Source organism: Streptomyces sp. NBC_00252 (assembly GCF_036187565.1).
Lineage (GTDB): Bacteria > Actinomycetota > Actinomycetes > Streptomycetales > Streptomycetaceae > Streptomyces.
On record NZ_CP108087.1, the window covers coordinates 6,388,142 to 6,405,685 of the forward strand.

At 72.3% G+C, this 17,544-nt stretch carries 17 protein-coding genes and 1 tRNA gene; 8 read left to right on the forward strand and 10 right to left on the reverse strand.

The window, feature by feature from the left end; genetic code table 11:
• Window positions 1–732: 732 nt before the first annotated feature.
• Window positions 733–2,055: a M6 family metalloprotease domain-containing protein gene (locus tag OHT77_RS28320; RefSeq protein WP_328831245.1), complete on the forward strand. Its 1,323-nt coding sequence runs from the start codon at window positions 733–735 to the stop codon at window positions 2,053–2,055.
• Here OHT77_RS28320 and OHT77_RS28325 read toward each other — a convergent pair.
• Window positions 2,033–2,368: a hypothetical protein gene (locus tag OHT77_RS28325; protein WP_328831246.1), complete on the reverse strand. Its 336-nt coding sequence runs from the start codon at window positions 2,366–2,368 to the stop codon at window positions 2,033–2,035. The genes OHT77_RS28320 and OHT77_RS28325 overlap by 23 nt on opposite strands.
• On the opposite strand from OHT77_RS28325, the gene OHT77_RS45060 reads away from it, so the two are divergent.
• Window positions 2,318–2,443 (forward strand): hypothetical protein, encoded by a 126-nt coding sequence (locus OHT77_RS45060; protein WP_402417602.1) that lies wholly within the window; start codon window positions 2,318–2,320, stop codon window positions 2,441–2,443. The two genes, OHT77_RS28325 and OHT77_RS45060, sit on opposite strands and share 51 nt — an antisense overlap.
• On the opposite strand, the gene OHT77_RS28330 is transcribed toward OHT77_RS45060, so the two are convergent.
• The 7 genes from OHT77_RS28330 to OHT77_RS28360 all read right to left on the reverse strand — a co-directional run bounded on the left by OHT77_RS28330 (window position 2,444) and on the right by OHT77_RS28360 (window position 8,970).
• Window positions 2,444–2,517 (reverse strand) — tRNA-Lys (locus OHT77_RS28330).
• Window positions 2,508–3,122 carry a bifunctional DNA primase/polymerase gene (locus OHT77_RS28335; protein WP_266769012.1) on the reverse strand — a complete coding sequence of 205 codons (615 nt, stop codon included), beginning with the start codon at window positions 3,120–3,122 and terminating at the stop codon, window positions 2,508–2,510. Before OHT77_RS28335 ends, OHT77_RS28330 begins: the two co-directional genes overlap by 10 nt.
• Window positions 3,123–3,280: 158 nt before the next feature.
• Window positions 3,281–3,652 carry a hypothetical protein gene (locus OHT77_RS28340; protein WP_266769010.1) on the reverse strand — a complete coding sequence of 124 codons (372 nt, stop codon included), beginning with the start codon at window positions 3,650–3,652 and terminating at the stop codon, window positions 3,281–3,283.
• Between the two features lie 184 nt (window positions 3,653–3,836).
• Entirely contained in the window at window positions 3,837–5,171 is a 1,335-nt protein-coding gene (locus OHT77_RS28345; protein WP_328831247.1) for an AAA domain-containing protein, read from the reverse strand.
• A complete protein-coding gene (locus tag OHT77_RS28350; protein ID WP_328831248.1) occupies window positions 5,168–6,766 on the reverse strand; it encodes a hypothetical protein in 1,599 nt (532 codons plus the stop codon). Before OHT77_RS28350 ends, OHT77_RS28345 begins: the two co-directional genes overlap by 4 nt.
• A gap of 64 nt (window positions 6,767–6,830) precedes the next feature.
• Window positions 6,831–8,030, reverse strand: coding sequence for a hypothetical protein (locus tag OHT77_RS28355; protein ID WP_328831249.1), 1,200 nt, complete (start codon window positions 8,028–8,030; stop codon window positions 6,831–6,833).
• On the reverse strand, window positions 7,981–8,970 hold the full coding sequence (locus OHT77_RS28360; RefSeq protein ID WP_328831250.1) for a phosphatase PAP2 family protein: 990 nt from the start codon (window positions 8,968–8,970) through the stop codon (window positions 7,981–7,983). The genes OHT77_RS28355 and OHT77_RS28360 overlap by 50 nt, the downstream gene beginning before the upstream one ends.
• Window positions 8,971–9,193: 223 nt before the next feature.
• On the opposite strand from OHT77_RS28360, the gene OHT77_RS28365 reads away from it, so the two are divergent.
• On the forward strand, window positions 9,194–9,790 hold the full coding sequence (locus OHT77_RS28365; protein WP_328831251.1) for a histidine phosphatase family protein: 597 nt from the start codon (window positions 9,194–9,196) through the stop codon (window positions 9,788–9,790).
• Between the two features lie 58 nt (window positions 9,791–9,848).
• Here OHT77_RS28365 and OHT77_RS28370 read toward each other — a convergent pair whose 3' ends face one another.
• On the reverse strand, window positions 9,849–11,321 hold the full coding sequence (locus tag OHT77_RS28370) for a hypothetical protein (RefSeq protein ID WP_328831252.1): 1,473 nt from the start codon (window positions 11,319–11,321) through the stop codon (window positions 9,849–9,851).
• Window positions 11,322–11,591: 270 nt separating this feature from the next.
• On the opposite strand from OHT77_RS28370, the gene OHT77_RS28375 reads away from it, so the two are divergent.
• Both OHT77_RS28375 and OHT77_RS28380 read left to right on the forward strand, forming a co-directional pair.
• Complete coding sequence (locus tag OHT77_RS28375) at window positions 11,592–12,026, forward strand: hypothetical protein (RefSeq protein ID WP_328831253.1); 435 nt, start codon at window positions 11,592–11,594, stop codon at window positions 12,024–12,026.
• 164 nt (window positions 12,027–12,190) lie between these two features.
• Window positions 12,191–13,063 (forward strand): spermidine synthase, encoded by an 873-nt coding sequence (locus OHT77_RS28380; protein WP_328831254.1) that lies wholly within the window; start codon window positions 12,191–12,193, stop codon window positions 13,061–13,063.
• A gap of 27 nt (window positions 13,064–13,090) precedes the next feature.
• Here OHT77_RS28380 and OHT77_RS28385 read toward each other — a convergent pair whose 3' ends face one another.
• Complete coding sequence (locus tag OHT77_RS28385) at window positions 13,091–13,630, reverse strand: hypothetical protein (RefSeq protein WP_443048141.1); 540 nt, start codon at window positions 13,628–13,630, stop codon at window positions 13,091–13,093.
• Window positions 13,631–13,741: 111 nt separating this feature from the next.
• On the opposite strand from OHT77_RS28385, the gene OHT77_RS28390 reads away from it, so the two are divergent.
• From OHT77_RS28390 to OHT77_RS28400, 3 genes are all read left to right on the forward strand, one after another.
• Window positions 13,742–14,446, forward strand: a complete 705-nt coding sequence (locus tag OHT77_RS28390; protein ID WP_328831256.1) for a response regulator transcription factor — start codon at window positions 13,742–13,744, stop codon at window positions 14,444–14,446.
• The gene (locus tag OHT77_RS28395) at window positions 14,443–15,846 is read left to right on the forward strand and encodes a HAMP domain-containing sensor histidine kinase (protein WP_328831257.1); all 1,404 of its coding nucleotides are present in this window, start codon (window positions 14,443–14,445) and stop codon (window positions 15,844–15,846) included. Before OHT77_RS28390 ends, OHT77_RS28395 begins: the two co-directional genes overlap by 4 nt.
• 107 nt (window positions 15,847–15,953) lie before the next feature.
• Complete coding sequence (locus tag OHT77_RS28400) at window positions 15,954–17,423, forward strand: glycoside hydrolase family 18 protein (RefSeq protein WP_328831259.1); 1,470 nt, start codon at window positions 15,954–15,956, stop codon at window positions 17,421–17,423.
• Window positions 17,424–17,544 lie beyond the last annotated feature (121 nt).

Genomic DNA, 17,544 nt, shown 5'->3' on the forward strand with positions numbered 1-17,544 from the left:
GATGAGTTCGGCGGACAGGCTGGCTTCGACCGGCTTGCCGACCGACCCGGTGTTGCGGAACTCGGCGGTGCCGATGAGTTCGGGGGAGAGGCTGAACTCGACAGGGTCGCTGGGCGCGCCCGGCCCGCGGGGCTCGCCCGATTCGACGGGATCGTAGGGCCCGCCGGGCTCGCCGGACGGTCCGCGCACGGGTGACTCCCCGGACGTCCCCGACCTGCGGGACTCGCCGGGATCGGGGAAACCGGACCCCTCGGACCCGGTGACATCTGTGCGAGGTGATGCCCCGCTCTTACTCTCTGTGACGGCTGGCCGGATGAGGTCTGCCGCGGGCGCCGGCCCTTCGGACGTTCCGCTCACCGCTCGCTCCCGCAGTGCACTCGATCTTCGGATGGGTCTCGTCGGGATGGCCGACCGGGTGGGGGGCCGCCGTGCCGTGTCCGTGCAGGAAAGTGTGCCGATCATAGAGGTTGGCCCCCGGCCCTTCCAGCCACTGTCCAGTGTCCCGGAACAACGGCCCTTTCCGGCAGATCGATTCCGCCCGCACCTGGGCAGGTTCTTCAAATGGCCGACCACATGTGACGTTCCGTGAGTGTTTCCGGATGTCGGGCCGGGCGTGTCTCAGCCGTCCGGGCCCCGCCCCTCACCCTTCTGGTGCAGATAAACAGGGCGTACCCCAACAAACCATCACAGGCTGGGTGTCGGTGTCCCGCGAACCCGCTCCCGGAGGTCCACGTGCCGTGTCAGCTCCCCCTGAAGGGGCTCTCCCGTACGGCGCTCAGGGGGCTCACCCAGTGGCGGACCCGGCCCGGACTGCGCGGCACCGCCGCCGTGTTCACCACGATGTCCGCCCTCGCCGCGACCTCGATCATGTCCAGCCAGTCGGTCGCCGAGCCGTTCTCGACCACCCCCTGCGCCCTCAAGCGCACCGACGCCCACCACTCGGAGGGCCTGGACACCTGGAACTCCGCCTACGTACGCCCCACCCGCCCGCTCAACGCGGTGATGGTCTTCCTCTCCTTCCCGGACGCGACCCCGCGGACCACCCCCGCCGAACTCGCCGCCGACCACTTCCCGGCCACCACCCGCTTCTACGAACGCGCCTCCTACGGCAGGTTCACGCTCCGCCCGCACCCCCTGCGGAACTGGATCCGCATGCCGCACCCGTCGACGTCGTACGCCATACAGCGCGACTGGAACCCGGTGAACAGGGCCGCGTACCTCCGCGACGCGCTCGCCGCCTCCGACCCCGAGGTCGACTTCTCGCGCTACGACATCGTCTACTTCGTCGCCGACCCGGACGCCCCCGGCGTGGACTCGGACGCGACGAAGGTCGTCAACCTGGACACCCCGCTGCGCGCCGACGGCACGGACATCCGACGCGTCGTCACGGTCTTCGAGAAGCACCCGCCGGACCGGCTCGTCCTCGCCCACGAGACCGGCCACGTCTTCGACCTGCCCGACCTCTACCACCGGCCGGTGGACGGCAAGGGCGACTGGGACACCTACGTCGGCGACTGGGACCTGATGGGCAGCCAGTTCGGCCTCTCCCCGGACCTGTTCGCCTGGCACAAGTGGAAGCTGGGCTGGCTGGACCCGCGCCAGGTGGTCTGCGTACGGGGCACCGCGCCGACCCGCCTGACCCTGGAACCCGTGGCCGCAGGACCGGGCACCTCGGGCGGCGGTACGGCGGGATCGCCGGCGTTCGGACTCGGCCTCGGGACCAAGCTCGCGGTGGTGCGCACCGGGACGGACAGCGCGCTGGCCTTCGAGGCGCGCAGCCCGGTCGGCAACGACAGCACGGCCTGCAAGCAGGGCATCCTCGTGTACCGGGTGCGCGACGGCGCGGCCTCCGGGAACGGCCCGATCGAGGTCGTCGACGCCCACCCGCACACCGAGGCCTGCTGGGAGACCTCGGTCTACCCGCCGCTCGCCGACGCCCCCGTCTCCCTCGGCGAGAGCTTCACCGTGCCCGGCGATCACGTGAAGGTGGAGGTCGAGGGCCGGACCGCCGCGGGCTCCTGGACGGTGGTGATCACCCCCGGCCCGGAGAGCTGAAGGCCCCTCGGCACGCGGCCTCCCGCTCCAGTCGGCCTGAGCCCGCGCTGTAGCGCTTCTGCTCATTCTTTCCGGAGGTGAGCGAGACACGGGCGGGGAGGCGGGCGGCATGGGTGGGGGAGCCGGAGGCACATGGTGGGGCCGGCGCGTGGCGGCGCTCCGTGATTGGTTCGACGATCTGCTGCTGGCGTTCGGGCTGCCGTACCTCTCCGCGTGCGCCGACGACGACCTTCAGGAACCGCCCGCCGGACACCCGGAACGACTGCGTCCGGATCGCCCGCTCACCGCGTACGAGCTGTGGCTGACGGACCATCTCACCCGGGTCCCGGACATGCGAAAGGCGCCCCCGGATAACCGAGGACGCCCAGGTCAGCGACCTAATCGCTAGTGCGCCGCCAGGGACTCGAACCCCGGACCCGCTGATTAAGAGTCAGCTGCTCTAACCAACTGAGCTAGCGGCGCCTGCTGACGTCGTAGACCTTAGCATCCTGATCGGCGGGAGGAAAAATCGATATCCGCACGGCCGTCCGGGCCGCCCGTACGGCCGCCCAGAGCAGGATTTCGGCGCCGGGAAGCCAGGGTCGGCGGGTGTCCGGTGCGACCAGCCAGCGCGCGTCGAACGGTGCCGGTGCGGCCCCGCCGACCAGCGCCGGGACGGTCACCGCGTCGCCCTTGCCGTGACACAGCAACGGCGGGACCGACCCCGTACGGCTGTGCTCGCCGGGGTGCGTGCCCCACTCCTCCCAGCCCAGCAGCGAGGGCAGTCGCTGAGCCGTGCCGGGGGTGGCGAACAGGAGCATCCGGCCCCGGTAGGTGGCCACCGGTCCCGAGCCGGGGCCCTCCTCCCATAAGCGGTCGACCATGCGGCGGCCGAAGACCGCCGGGGCGCTCACGACGTCGAAGGCGGAGCCGCAGGGGAGGACGACCGGGGCGCCCGGGCGTTCCGTCCAGAGGGCGAGGGTGCTGCGCGGATACGTTCCTGCGGAGGCGAGCCAGGCGGCACCGTCCGAGGTGACGCCCGAGATGTCGAAGCGGTCGGCGAAGGGCTCATCCTGTGTGCTGCTCATGCCGCATAGATCTACCGGCCGTGACCGCCCGGTCTCCGTGGGTTGCCGGAAATCGGGACAGGAGGGGGCGGGAGGGAGTATCTTGCCCGACCGGCATATGCCAGAAGTGCTTTCTGGATGCTTTCTGACGCCGGGGGAGTCACACGAGTCGACCGGTGTCACACCGGGTCGACGGCCCCGCTGTCCCTGCCCTCGCTGCCGCGCAGCAGATCGCGGCCGAACTCGACCATCTTCTTCGCGTAGTCCTCGGTCCACTCGGCGCGCTCGGCGATGTCCGCCGTGGTCAGCCGGTCGAAGCGGCGCGGGTCGGCGAGCTGGGCCGCCGCGATCGCCTGGAACTCCACCGCGCGGTCGGCGGCGGCGCGGAACGCGTGGGTCAGCTCCGTCGCCCGCGTCAGCAGCTCGCGGGGGTCGTCCATCGACTCCAGGTCGAAGAAGTGCTCCGGGTCCTCGGCCGCCTGTGCGGGCTCGAAGAGCAGGGGCGCGGGGCGTAGCCGCGATTCATTGCGACGCGGCGTGTGCTCCGCCATGTCTTCTCCTCCTCGTACGTCATGAATGACCCGCCAGACGAGCCGGACCACCGTCCATTGTCCCCCGACCGCGCAAGTGGCCCTGGGCATACTCCCGAGGCACCGCTCCCACACCGACTCCTTGCTGCCCAGCCGCCTGGCACGCTATTCATCACCGGCCACCCGGACCACGAGGAGCCACTGGTCAAGGTCTCCAGACCACCCGGTGTTCCGACAGATGCGCGAGCACGGCGTGGTTCGCTTCCCAACCGTCAGGGAACTTCACCGTCACCCCCAGCTGTACCGGCTCCGTCGACGGGTGGTCGTCCAGGAGGTCGGTCACGCCTGCTCGGCAGATGACGATGCAGGCGTGGCGGTGGCGGGAGGCGAGGACGCAGAGGCGGCCCGTCTCCAGGTGGAAGGCGGTGGCGTCGGGGCGGCCGGAGAGCGGGTGGAGGACCACCGTGACGTCGAACTCCCGGCCCTGGAGCCGGTTCGCGGTGTCCACGGTCACGTCCGTGACGCCCAGCTCCGCCAGCGCCGCGCGGACCGCCGCCGCCTGGTCCCGGTGCGCGGTGCCCACGGCGACGCGGTCGGCGGTCAGGGGCGTGGGGTCCGGTGAGCGCTCCGACGTGGCCGCGCCGCCCCGGTCCAGCAGGCGTCGTACGACCGTCGCCACCGCCCGCACCGCCTCCGGGTCCGTGCGAGGGGTGTGGCGGGCGGGGAGTTCCAGCAGGCCCCAACCCGACTCGGCCGCCTCGTCGATGACCTGGTCCGGGCCCGAACCGTCCGACGGGACACCGAAGGTGAGCCGCCGGTCGCCGTGGTCCGTGCCGCTGCGGAAGCGGGTGTACGGGTAGAACGCGTCCGAGACCAGCGGGGCCGCCGACGCCGGGAGGCGCCAGGACACCGGCAGGCGGTGCTGCGGCAGTTCGGGGTTGTGGGCCAGGAGTGTCGTCACCGCCGAGGCCGAGGGGTCGTAGGACAGGCCCGCCCACTGCTCCGAGCCGACGATCGCGAACGGGTCCAACTGCCCCGGGTCGCCCACGAACAGCGCCCGCTCGAACAGCCCGGCCACGGCCAGCAGCGAGTCCGAGCGCATCTGGTACGCCTCGTCGACGATCGCGTGCCGCCACGGCTCGTCCACCGTGACGTGCGCCCACTTCGCCGCCGTCGAGATGACGACCGGCAGCCCGGCCAGCTCGCCCGCCTTCGCCGATTTCCGTACGTTCGGCAGGTCGTCCAGCGCCTTGTCGTACGGGTCCGCGTCACTGCTGTGCAGACGGCCGACCGGCAGCTCGCCGTTCTTCTCGGCGAGGCGGACGACGAGGTCGTCGACCTGCGCGTTGGTCTGCGCGACCACCATCAACGGGCGTCCCGCGTCGGCCAGTTCGAGGGCCGCGCGGACGACGAGGGTGGACTTGCCGGCGCCGGGCGGGGAGTCGACGACGACTCCGCGAGCCGTGCCGTGCAGGGTGTCGTGGAGGATCGCGTCGGTCGCGCGTCCTGCCTCGGCACCGGGGTCGAACACGGTCGTCACAGGACGTCCTCCTCGGTCACCGGGTCGGCCGACTCCTGGACGGCACTCTCCTCGCCCGGCGGGCCCCCGTGGGTCCACGGTGTCTCCTCCGGGTCGGGCAGTTTCGCGCCGCCCCGCTGCTCGTGCTCGAAGAGCGTGAAGCAGATCCGGTCGCCCTTCTCCGGCAGCGAACCGGTCTCCGGCTCCTTGCCGCGCCCCATCTTGTCGACGACCCGCAGCACCACCACCGCGCCGTCCTCCTCGTGCCCCACGAACTCCGCCGACTGCGGCTTCCCGCCCAGCGACCGGAACACCTTGGCCCGCTCCCCGAGATGCGGCCGGTCGTCCGTACGCACGGTCACCAGCGGGCGCGGGCGGGGGCTCTTGCCCTCGCTGTACGCCATGACGACATCCGTGACCTCGCCCGCGAACGCCTCCCCGGCGAGCCGCCGCCCGGCCATCACCAGCGGGTCGTCCAGGGCCTCCTGGGCGTCCAGGCGGGCCTGTTCGCGCTCGCGCGTGGCCAGTTTGTTGGCCGCGGTGACCGCGTCGTCGCGGCGCGGCTGCGGGGGCTCGCCGGCGACGATCCGGTCCCGGTGGCCGGTGAACGACCAGCGGTCCCGGGTCCACCGGTCGACGGCGTGCGCGCCCTCCGGCAGTGTCCGCAGCAGGTCGATGCCGTGCCACACCGCGTCCCAGGTGGGACGGGTCCTGCTCTCGACGAGGGACCTGATCTCCCGCTCGGCGGCGGTGAGTTCACCGAGCCGGTCGTCCGCCTCCAGGCCGTCCTCGGCGGCGGCGAGGGCGGTACGCGCGCGGTCGTAGCGCTCGATGGCCGGGGCGAGCAGCTTGTTGTCGAACGCCGGGTCCGTGGCAGGCCCGGCCGGCGGGCACACCAACTGGCCCTGTGCGTCCCGCCGTAGCTCCGCGTCGAGTGCCGCCTCGGCGCCGGAGACGCCGTCCGGCGGGGCGATCCAGGCGAGCAGGGCGCCCAAGTGCTGGTCCTCCAGGCTGGATTGACCGGTGGCCCAGTGCCGGCCGAGCACCTCGGTGAGCGCGAGCAGCAGCGCGGAACCGGGGACCCGGGCCCGCTCCCCGAAGTGGGTCAGCCAGCGCCCCAGCAACGGCACGTGCGGGGGCGCGGGATGCGGGGTCTCCGGGTCCTGCTCGGCGGTCCTGCGGAACCGCATCGAACGCCCCAGCAGCCGCACCAGCTCGACGCCCGCGCGGCTCGGCACGATCAACTGCGGTGCGTCCGCGCACAGTTCGACCTCGACCTTGACCCGCTTGCCGGTCTCCGGATCGGTCTCGTTGCGCTCGGCGGCCTCCACCTCGTCCGCGAACGTGTCGATGTACGGCAGGACCACGTCCGCGAGCTCGGCCAGGAACGCGAACCTGAGGTCCCGGTCACGCGGCTGCGGTACGACGAGCAGCCGCGGCGCGTCCCGGTCCGTGCCGACGAGCGCGCCGAGGGGCGCCCCGGCCTCACCGGCGGTGGTGAGCGGTACGAGGACGAGGGGGCGCGCGGAGAGGTGCCGGTGCAGGACGGTGGCGGTGGGCTGGGCCCGGCCGCTGTCAACGGCCTCCAGGCGGGCGAGAGTCGAGATCAGCGACACGGGGTCCCCTCGGGGTGCGTGACCGGGAACGGGGTGCGGGGGTGCGGGCCGTACGGGATCGCGGTCATCGCGCGCCACCGCCCGGCACGCTCTCCAGGGGCTCGACGAGCCGCAGCCCGGTGGCGCTCCCCGGCACCTGCCCTTGTCGCTCGGCCGCGTCCCGCAGCGCCTCGGCGCGCAGTTCCGCCGCCCTCCGCAGCGCGGCCACCGCCGGGTCGTCCGGGTCGCCGGACTCGCCGTGGGCCGCCGACAGGACCTCGTCGACCGTCGTCAGGTCGCCCAGCTCGGCGCGCAGGGAGCGGCCGAGGGTGGTGACCGCACCCGAGGCGCGGGAGCGGTCGCGGCAGTGGAAGGCCAGCTCGCAGGCGGCCAGGCACTCGGGGGCGTAGGCCGCGGGGACCGACTCGACGGCGGCGGTCAGCTCGGCCGGCGGGCGGTCGGGGGCGAAGCAGGTGCCCTCGGGGAGGGTGTCGGCGATGTCCTCGATGCGGGTGAGGCGGGCCAACTGGCGTCCGGTCACCGCGCGTTGCTTACGGACGTCGACGGCGGACGCGGTCGGCAGGTTCGAGAAGTCCTTCGGGCAGACCAGGAGGACGCGGTGCCGGACCCGGGGCGCGGGCTTCAGCTGCGCCGCGACCTCCTCCAGCGCCAGCACGTACACCGCCGACTGGCGGGCCGCCGCGCCTACCTTCGCCGGGTCAGCCGAACCGTCCAGCATCGGGAAGGACTTGATCTCCACGACCGTCCAACTGCCGTCCGGGTGCACGACCACCGCGTCCGGCTCCAGGAAGGCGGGTGAACCCGCCACGTCCAGGGCGAGCATCGGATGGTCGAGCAGGGTCCAGGCGGCGGCCTCGGAGGCCTCGCGCAGCGCGAGTGCCGTACGGGCCGCGCGCCCCTCGGGGCCGATCGCGGCCAGCTCGGGCACCCGCGCGCGGGTCGGCGGCTCGGCGCCCGGGTCCAGCTTCTCGTGCACCAGCCGCAGCAGCTCCGCGCCGCCGTCCGCCTTCACCTTGGCCTCGAACGCGTTGCCCCGCATGAACGCGAACTGGGACTGTCCGAAGGCCGACGGCGAGCCGAGCGCGTCGGCCAGCACCGCCTTGTTCACCCCCGCGCCGTCCAGGATCGCGCGGCGCTTGCAGCCCGGGTTCGCGGCCAGGGCCGCGAGGGCGCGGGCGTCCAGCGCCTTGGCAGGGACGTCGGGGCCGCGCAGCTCAGCGAGCCGGTGCCGGAGCGCCGTCCCCCGCGTCCGTGGGGGAGGCACCCGGCTCGGCTCCGGTACCGAGCTGTGACTCGCGCTGCCGTGGAATTCGCTCACCCGGGGAAGTCTGGCATCCGCCACTGACAATTGAGGTTTCTGAGCCGCGAGAGGCATCACGGGAAGCGCTCCGGGCGGCGTCACGCGAGCGGGCCGCGACGAGTGAGCCGCGTCCCTCGAACCGCGTCCTGATCCGGTCCGCGGCCTTCATCACCTGCGGCGCCAGCAGGAACCCGAGACCCATCACGACCACGCCCGCGACCGCGTCGAGGAGGTAGTGGTTCGCGGTGCCCATGACCACGATCGCGGTGAGCAGCGGATAGGCGACCCCGACGGCCTTGGTCAGCCGGTTGCCGCCGTAGCGCCAGAGCATCACTCCGCACCACAGGGCCCAGCCGCAGTGCAGGCTCGGCATCGCCGCGTACTGGTTCGTCATGCCGCCGAGGCCGCGGGGGGCGCTCGCGTCGCCGCCCCACCAGCCGTACGAGCTGTACTTGGCCATCGTGTCCACGAAGCCGTAGCCGGGGGAGAGGAGGCGGGGCGGGCAGGTAGGGAGGAGGGTGAAGCCGATCAGGCCGATGAACGTGGAGGTCATCAGCCAGGTGCGGGCCGCGCGGTAGACCTGCGCGCGGGACCGGAACAGCCAGATCAGGATCGCGGGCGTCACCAGGTAGTGCAGTGACGCGTACCAGAAGTCCGCGGGTATCCCGAGCCAGGCCTCGCGCGTGAAGAGGCGGTTCAGCGGGTGCTCGGCGTTGATGTGGAGGAACTTCTCGATGCGCAGGATCGCCAGGCCGTGGTCGACGGCGCTCGCCGTGTCGCCCCTGGCCAGCAGGCGGCCCGCCGAGTACGAGGCGTACACCATGAGGATCAGCGGCAGCTCGGTCCACCAGCGCAGCCGGCTTCGCCGGTCCGCCTCGATGCCTGGTGTCTCGGTCTGCGGCATCCGATCGCCCTCCCCCTTCTGTGCTGGTGCGCTGCCCATGGTCCGGCTTCCCGATAGCCCGGTCGGGACACTTTACGGCGTATGTGCGCGCCCTGTTTCGGGCGCCCCGGACCTCAAAGACGCAGAGATCGCCCCCTGGGTTGCCCTTCTCAAGGGTGAGCGATGATGGAGTGATCCGCCTCCCGCGTCTCGCGTATCCCGTTGTATCCCGGAAAGGTCCCTCATGGCACCGCGCATCCTGTTGGCCCGGCACGGACAGACCGAATGGTCACTGTCCGGGAAGCACACCGGCAGGACCGACGTTCCGCTCCTCGAAGAGGGCCGACGCGGCGCCAAGGTGCTCGGTGAGCGACTGCACAGGCCCCCCTTCGACGGCCTCCCCGGAGTCGAGGTCCGCACCAGCCCGCTGGCACGCGCGCGTGAGACCTGCGAACTCGCCGGCTTCGGCGACCGCGCCACCGACTGGGACACCCTCATGGAGTGGGACTACGGCGCCTACGAGGGCATGACCCCGGAGGAGATCCGTTCCGTACGTCCCGACTGGCTGATCTGGCGCGACGGCGTCCCCGAAGGGGAGACCCTCGCCGAGGTCACCGCCCGCGCGGACGAGGTCGTCGCCTGGGCCCGGGCCGAGGACCGCGACGTCCTGGTCTTCGCCCACGGCCACATCCTCCGCTCGATCGGCGCCCGCTGGCTCGGCCTGCCGATCGACTTCGCGGCCCGGATACGCCTCAACCCGACGTCCCTCTCCGTACTGGGCTGGGCCTACGGAGACCCGGCCGTCGAGAGCTGGAACGACGTGGGTCATCTGGTCCCGTAGGCGGCAATCGCCCAGCCCCACGGACCCGCGACGAACCACACCGCATCCTCCGCCGCGCCTAAGCCGCGGTACGAGGCAGATTCGAGTGCCTCTCCAGGAACGTCGACACCCCCGACGCCCTCTTGTGGGGCAACAACACCCGCGCGGTCCCGGCCAACATTGTCTGGATCCGGGACGACTGCACCAGATCCAGGAGATCCAGCACCCGCATCCCCGCGGTGGCCGCCTCATCAGGACGCCCGCCCCGCGCGAGATCATCAGCGAGCTCGGCCATGTACAGCGCGATGTTCCGGGTGAAATGCGGGTCCTGGAGCTGCGCCGCCCGCCGAGCGTGCCGCGCGGCCCGAGGCCAGTCACCGAGGGTGGACCAGCACTGCGCCTCAAGCCCCTCCAGCTCGGCCTCCCCGTAGAAGCTCATCCACTCCGGGTCCGCATCCGAGTGCCCCCGCGAGAACAGCGCCTGCGCCCGGGCCAGCGCCTGCTCGCACCCGGTGCGGTCGGCGAGCCCCGCCCAGCCGCCCGCCTCGCGCAGCGCGAGCAGCGACATCAGGCGGGCGGACCCCAGCGGCCGCCCCACCCGCTGCGCGGCCTGCGCGGCGCGCACCGCCTCGCGCGGCCGGCCGGCGTCCCGCGCGAGGAACGCCGTATTGCAGAAGGCGTGTGCCTCAAGGCCGGCGTCGCCGGTCATCCGGGCCGTGGCGAGGGCCTCCGCGTAGTGCGAGCGGGCGTCGTCGAAGCGGCCGGAGTCATGGGCCAGCCACCCCACGGAGATGGCGAGTTCACCGGCGCCGGAGTGCAGTCTCTCGGCGACGGACTGCCGGGTGGTGCCCGCGTCGAGCAGGGCGTACGCGGCGCGCAGCGGGGCCGCCGCGCGCCGGTAGAGGCCGTCGGCGCCGTGCCGGTCGTCGAGCAGCCGGATTCTGCGGACGGCCTCTTCCAGGGCGCCCGCCTCGCTCGTGCCGGGACGGCGGACGGAACGTTCCGCTGCCCGGGCGTCGAAGGTGAGCCCGAGCGGGCCCAGCGTGCCGGCGGCCACCGTGACGGTGCCGCCCCTCATGAATGCGCGACGCAGCACGTCGCTCTCCTCGTGGTTCTCGTGGTTCTCGTGCGTGTCGTACGGGTCCTGCGTGTCATACGGCTCGTGCACCCTCCGCGTCTCACCCGCCCCGGCCGCCTCAGTCGCGAAGGGGGCCGGGCTCGTGAGGTGTGCGGGGGGCGTGTCCTCGGCGGTGCGCGCCCCGCGTCCGCGTACGGACGAGCGGGGCGCGAAGCCGAGGTCGGCGAGCGTGCGGCCGGGGAACATGTGCAGGAACACCCGTTCGTACGCGTAGTTGGGGCAACGGATCTCACCGGCCTCGACGCGGCCGACGTAGCGCGCGTCGCAGCTGACCCGCTCGCCGATCTCCCGCGCGGACCGGCGTACGGCCGCGGCGAACTCCGCCGGTGAGCGCTGTCCGCGCAGCCGCCGGAAGGCGAGATTGGGTCTCGGTGGTTGGGGGAACGGGGGCGGGGTCACCATTGACGACGCCATGGCCGGGTCCTCTCGTGCGAACCGTCGAACCATGCCGGATTCAGGGTGACTTGTTGAGTGACGCCCTGTTTCCAGCGGGCAAGAACGTACCTGCTGTGCACGGTCCGCCACGCAGGGTTTGGCTACAAACCGGATATCTCATCCGCGATCTGCCATGAACTGCCATCCTTTGCGGCGGACTTGTGCCGTAGCCGTTGACGCCTCGACGCGTTGAACTCCATGGACCGGGAGCCACCCGACTCCCGACCCGCTCGTCCAAGGAGGGGTTCCGTGGTGGAGACCGGGATGGAGTCACGGCAGAGCGTCGATCCTCGAATGCCGAGCGCGGAGTGCAGTGCGCCACCGTTCGCGGACTCGGCCTGCGATCTGGTGACGGTGCCGACGCGGCAGGGGCTGGAGGCGGTGGACATCCTGCGGCGCGGTGCGTGCGACGGGGTCGGACCCGTGCTGCACGACGACGGCGACGACACCCTCGGCTTTCTGGTTCCGCCGGGTACGGCGGCGGCGTGGGATCTGCCGGGGAGCACGTGTACGGAGACCAACGGGCGGGGGTTGCGGCTCGCGCCCGACCCCGAGCCCCCTGTCGAGGGTTCCGACTGGCTGCTTCCGCCTGGCGATGCCGATCTCGCTACCGACCCCGAGGTGCTGCGTGCTGCGCTGGGTGAGGCGGCTCGGTTGATCGAGGCGGCGGACGGCTGTCGATAGCTCCGCAGGGAGGTCGTGGTCATCCGCGGGCCGGTGGGGGCTGGTCGCGCCCACGCGGCGGAGCCGCATATCGACACAGCCCCGCGCCCCTTCAGGGCGCTGATGCCAGCCGGGGCTTGTAGGGCGAGCGCGCCGGACCTTCCCCGGCCGCCGATAATGAGGCAATGGGAAAGTCCAGGAACAGTCGGCGCGGTGGTGCCGGGGCCGCCGAGGCCGTCGTCGAGCCCGTCGACGGTGGGCTTGCCGAGCTCATACCCGATCGGGAACGCGCGCGTGCCTGGACGCTGCTGATCGACGGGGCGCCGCAGTCGTACGTCGATCTCGACGACCCCGCCTATCTGTCCTTCGAGTACCAGCGCAGGCTCGGGCACGTCATCGATCTCGCCGCGCCCGCCGGGAAGCCGATCCACGCCGTGCACCTCGGCGGCGGAGCCCTCACGCTCGCCCGGTATGTCGCCGCGACCCGCCCCCGTTCCACCCAGCAGGTCGTCGAGTTCGACGCGGCGCTCGTCCAACTGGTCCGGCGGGAGCTGCCGTTGGACCCGAACGCGCGGATCAGGGTGCGCTCCACCGACGCCCGCGCGGGGCTCACGAAGGTGCCCGACGGGTGGGCCGACCTCGTCGTGGCCGATGTCTTCAGCGGAGCCCGGACGCCCGCCCACCTGACGTCCACCGAGTTCCTCGACGAGGTGCGCCGCGCGCTCAAGCCCGGTGGGATCTACGCCGCCAACCTCGCCGACGGACCTCCGCTCGCGCATCTCCGGGGCCAGATCGCCACCGTGGCCGCCCGGTTCGCGGAACGCGCGCTGATCGCCGACCCGACCGTGCTGCGCGGCAAGCGGTTCGGCAACGCCGTGCTCGTCGCCTCCGAACACCCGCTGCCCGTCGCCGAGTTGACCCGCCGCGCCGCCTCCGACCCGCACCCGGGACGGCTCGAACACGGCCGGGAACTCACCGACTTCACCGGCGGCGCGGTCCCGGTGACGGACGCCGCGGCGGTCGCCTCACCCGCACCGCCCCCGTCCGTGTTCCGCTAGGGCGTACCCGCAACTCACCGATCCCGGTTAGTAGTTGCCGACGTCCACGCGCGGTGCCCCGTCGTGCCACGTGCAGATCACCGACACCTTGTCCGTGCCCTTGGTGAACTCCACCCGGAGCCACGAGTCGGTCTTCCACACCTGCATCGCCCAGCCCGTACCCGGCGTCGCCGACACCAGCGTCACGTAGTCCGGGGCGAGATCGAGCACCACCCGCCCGCCGTCCGTGGCGTAGCTCTTGACCTGGCCGGAGGGGGACGTGGTCGGGGACGGGCTGGTGGTGGTCGCCGTCCTCGTCGGGGCCGCGCTCGGGCTGCGGGTCGGCGTCGGAGTGCTCGACGGGCTCGGGGACGACTCGGGGCTCGGCGTGGCCGAGGCCGGTGGTGTCGCCTCCTGCGCGGTCGCGCCGACCGCCGTGATGGGCAGGGCGCGCGGAGGGTCGTAGGCCGTGCCGGTCATGACCGTGTGGACGCCCCACCAGGACAGCGTGACGGCCGCGCCGGTGGCCAGTGACCAAGCCAGCACGTGGACGAGCCCGTTGACGAGTCCTCTGCGCATCGCCGCCATACTGCCTCACGCGGCCCACGGGTGTCCCGTCGATGTCCCACCGGTTGTCCACAGGCGGGAGTTGTCCACAGGCCCGGATACGGGTCGCCCGCATGGCGTACGGTGCGGCGCATGGCAAGTGTGCTCGTGGTCGAGGACGACCAGTTCGTGCGCTCGGCCCTCATCCGGCATCTGACCGATGCGGCGCACACGGTGCGCAGTGTCGGTACGGCACTTGAGGCGCTGCGCGAGGTCGCCCATTTCCGTTTCGACGTGGTCATTCTCGACCTCGGACTGCCCGACCTGGACGGGTCCGAGGCGCTGAAGATGCTGCGCGGGATCACCGATGTCCCTGTGATCATCGCCACCGCGCGGGACGACGAGTCGGAGATCGTCCGCTTGCTGAACGCGGGCGCGGACGACTACCTCACCAAGCCCTTCTCGGTCGACCACCTCTCGGCCCGCATGTCCGCGGTGCTGCGACGCTCCCGCGCCGGCACCGGCGAGGCACCCCCGTCCTCGGTGATCCGCGTCGGCGGCCTGGCCGTGGACCCGCTGCGCCGCCAGGCCGAGCTGGACGGCGTCCGACTCGACCTCACCCGCCGCGAGTTCGACCTCCTCGCCTTCCTCGCCGGCCGCCCCGGCGTGGTCGTCCCGCGCAAGGAACTCCTCGCCGAGGTCTGGCAGCAGTCCTACGGCGACGACCAGACCATCGACGTCCATCTGTCGTGGCTGCGCCGGAAGTTGGGGGAGACCGCGGCCCGGCCGCGCTATCTGCACACCCTGCGCGGGGTCGGCGTGAAGCTGGAGCCACCGGGAGCGGAGCCGCTGCGATGAGGTGGGCGCTGGTCAGAGTCTGTCTGGCGATCGCGGCGATGGTCGTCGTCGCCTTCGCCGTGCCGCTCGGCCTGGTCATCAAGGAGATGGCCCGCGACCGCGCCTTCTCGAACGCCGAGCGGGAGGCCGCCGCCGTCGCCCCCGCGCTGTCCATCACCACCGACCGCGACCAGCTCGACAAGGTCGTCGCGTCCGCGGGCGCGGACTCCGGGATGGCCGTCCACATACCGGCCGGGGACGGGAAGGCGGCCGTAGACATCGGCCGGCAGCGCGCCGCCGACAAGGACATCGCGACCGTACGGAAGCTGGGCCGCGCCTCCACCACCGAGGTGCCCGGCGGCTCCGTCCTGCTCCAGCCGGTCGCGCTCAGCTCCGGCGAGATATCCGTCGTCGAGGTCTACGTCCCCGAGTCCGAGGTGAGCAACGGCGTGGGCACGGCCTGGGCGGTGCTCGCCGGCGTCGGCATCGCGCTGATCGTCGGGTCCGTCGCGGTCGCCGACCGGCTGGGCGTACGGATGGTGCAGCCCGCGCAGCGCCTGGTCGAGGGCGCGCACGAACTGGGGGAGGGCAAGCTGGGCGCGCGGGTGCCCGAGGAGGGGCCGACCGAACTGCGGCTGGCCGCGGTGGCGTTCAACTCCATGGCCGACCAGGTCGTACAACTGCTGGCCAATGAAAGGGAGTTGGCGGCCGATCTGTCGCACCGGCTGCGCACACCGCTCACCGTGCTGCGGCTCAACGCGGCCTCGCTCGGGGAGGGGCCTGCCGCCGAGCAGACGCGGACGGCCGTCGCGCAGCTGGAGAAGGAGGTCGACACGATCATCCGGACCGCGCGCGAGGCCAAGCCGCAGACCGTGGCGGCCGGGCCCGGTGCCGGGTGCGACGCGGCCGAGGTGGTGCGTGAGCGGATGCGGTTCTGGTCCGCGCTCGCCGAGGACGAGGGCCGCAAGGTGCGGGTCGCCGGGGTGGAGCGGCCGGTGCGCATACCCGTGGCCCGCGCCGACCTGGTCGCGGCCCTGGACGCCCTGCTGGGCAACGTGTTCCGGCACACCCCCGAGGGCACGGCCTTCGCGGTCGACGTGCACAACAGCGAGGACGCGGTGATCGTGCTCGTCTCGGACGCGGGCTCCGGCATACGCGACCCCGAGGCGGCGATGGCCCGCGGGCGCGGTTCCGGCAGCGCCGGGTCGACCGGGCTCGGGCTGGACATCGTGCGCCGGCTCGCGGAGGCGACCGGCGGGGACGTCCGGATCGGCTCCTCGGTGCTCGGCGGCACGGAGGTGCGGATCTGGATTCAGCTGGACGGACGCGAGCCCGAGCGCAACGGCCATCGAGGAGCCGTACGACGACGTCGGCGCGGCCGATTGGTCTCAACCTTTAACCGTTCCCGATCCCTTCCTTAAGCGCACCCTAAGATCGTCAACCGCCGCCCGGAACAGGCGTTTTGCCTGGTTCCGGATCGCTAGCGTGCTGCCGCACCCCCACCCCGTACGGCGAAAGCAGGCACGCGATGAGCACGCACCGGCGCAGGATCAGCAAGAGGAACAAGGTGATCGGCGGAGTGGTCGCCGCGGCGGTGGTCGGTGGCGGCGCGATCATGCTGACCGGTATCGCCCAGGCGGCGAGCGTCGGCGCGGCGTACACCAGGACCAGCGAGTGGTCCACGGGGTACACCGCGCAGTACGTCGTCACCAACACGACCGGTGCCAGAGAGAAGGACTGGACGCTGGAGTTCGACCTCCCGTCCGGCGCGACGCTCAGCTCGCTGTGGAACGCCGAGTCGAGCGTGAGCGGACAGCACGTCACCGTGAAGCCGCCGAAGTGGGACACCGACGGTCTCGCGGCCGGCGAGTCCGTCACCGTGGGCTTCGTGGTCAGCGGCACCGCCCAGCCGACCGGCTGTCTCATCGACAACGCCAAGTGCTCGACGGACAGCACCGCGACGCCGGAGCCGAGCGGCCGCCCGACCGAGACGTCCACGCCGACGGCCACCCCCACGGCCAAGCCGACCTCCACCCCCACCCCCACGCCCACCGCGCCCTCCGCCTCCCCGACCCAGACCACCGGCACCGGCACCGGCACGGCGGCGGGCGCGGGCTTCGCCCCGTACGTCGACACGTCCCTCTACCCGGCGTTCGACCTGCTCGCCAACGTCACCGCGACCGGCGTGAAGAACTACAACCTCGCCTTCATCACCGACGGCGGCGGCTGCACCCCGAAGTGGGGCGGCGTGACGGACCTCGCGAGCGACGGCGTGGCCTCCCAGATCGGCGCGCTGCGCGCCAAGGGCGGCGACGTGCGGGTCTCCTTCGGCGGCGCGTCCGGCTCCGAGCTGGCGACGACCTGCGGTTCGGCGAGCGCGCTGGCGACGGCGTACGGCAAGGTCGTGGACGCGTACGGCCTCACCAAGGCCGACTTCGACATCGAGGGCGGCGCGCTGCCCAACACGGCGGCGAACACCATCCGCGCCCAGGCGATAGCGAAGCTCCAGCAGCAGCACCCGAACCTGGACGTCTCCTTCACGCTCCCGGTGATGCCCGAGGGCCTCACCCAGGACGGCGTGAACCTGCTGTCCAACGCCAAGTCCAACGGCGTGAAGATCAGCACGGTCAACATCATGGCGATGGACTACGGCCCCGCGTACAGCGGCGACATGGGCACCTACGCCACCCAGGCGGCGACCGCGACCCAGGCTCAGGTCAAGAGCGTGCTGGGCCTGTCCGACAGCGCCGCCTGGAAGGCCGTGGCGGTCACCCCGATGATCGGCGTCAACGACGTCGCGTCCGAGATCTTCAAGGTCGACGACGCGACCCAGCTGGTCGACTTCGCCAAGTCCAAGGGCCTGGGCGGCCTTTCGATGTGGTCCGCGACCCGCGACAAGCAGTGCGCCGGTGGCGCGCAGCCGGCGGCGGACGCGACGTGCAGCTCGATCGTCCAGGGCGCGAACGCGTTCTCCAAGGCGTTCGCCGCGTTCCAGTAGGTCAGTAGGGCAAGGGAGTTGGGCGCACCCGGAGATCTCCGGGTGCGCCCAACTGGCGTATCCGGCGGGGCGATTGAGAGGGCAGGTCGACCCCGCGTGGCTCAGAACGGCCCGGGGCCGC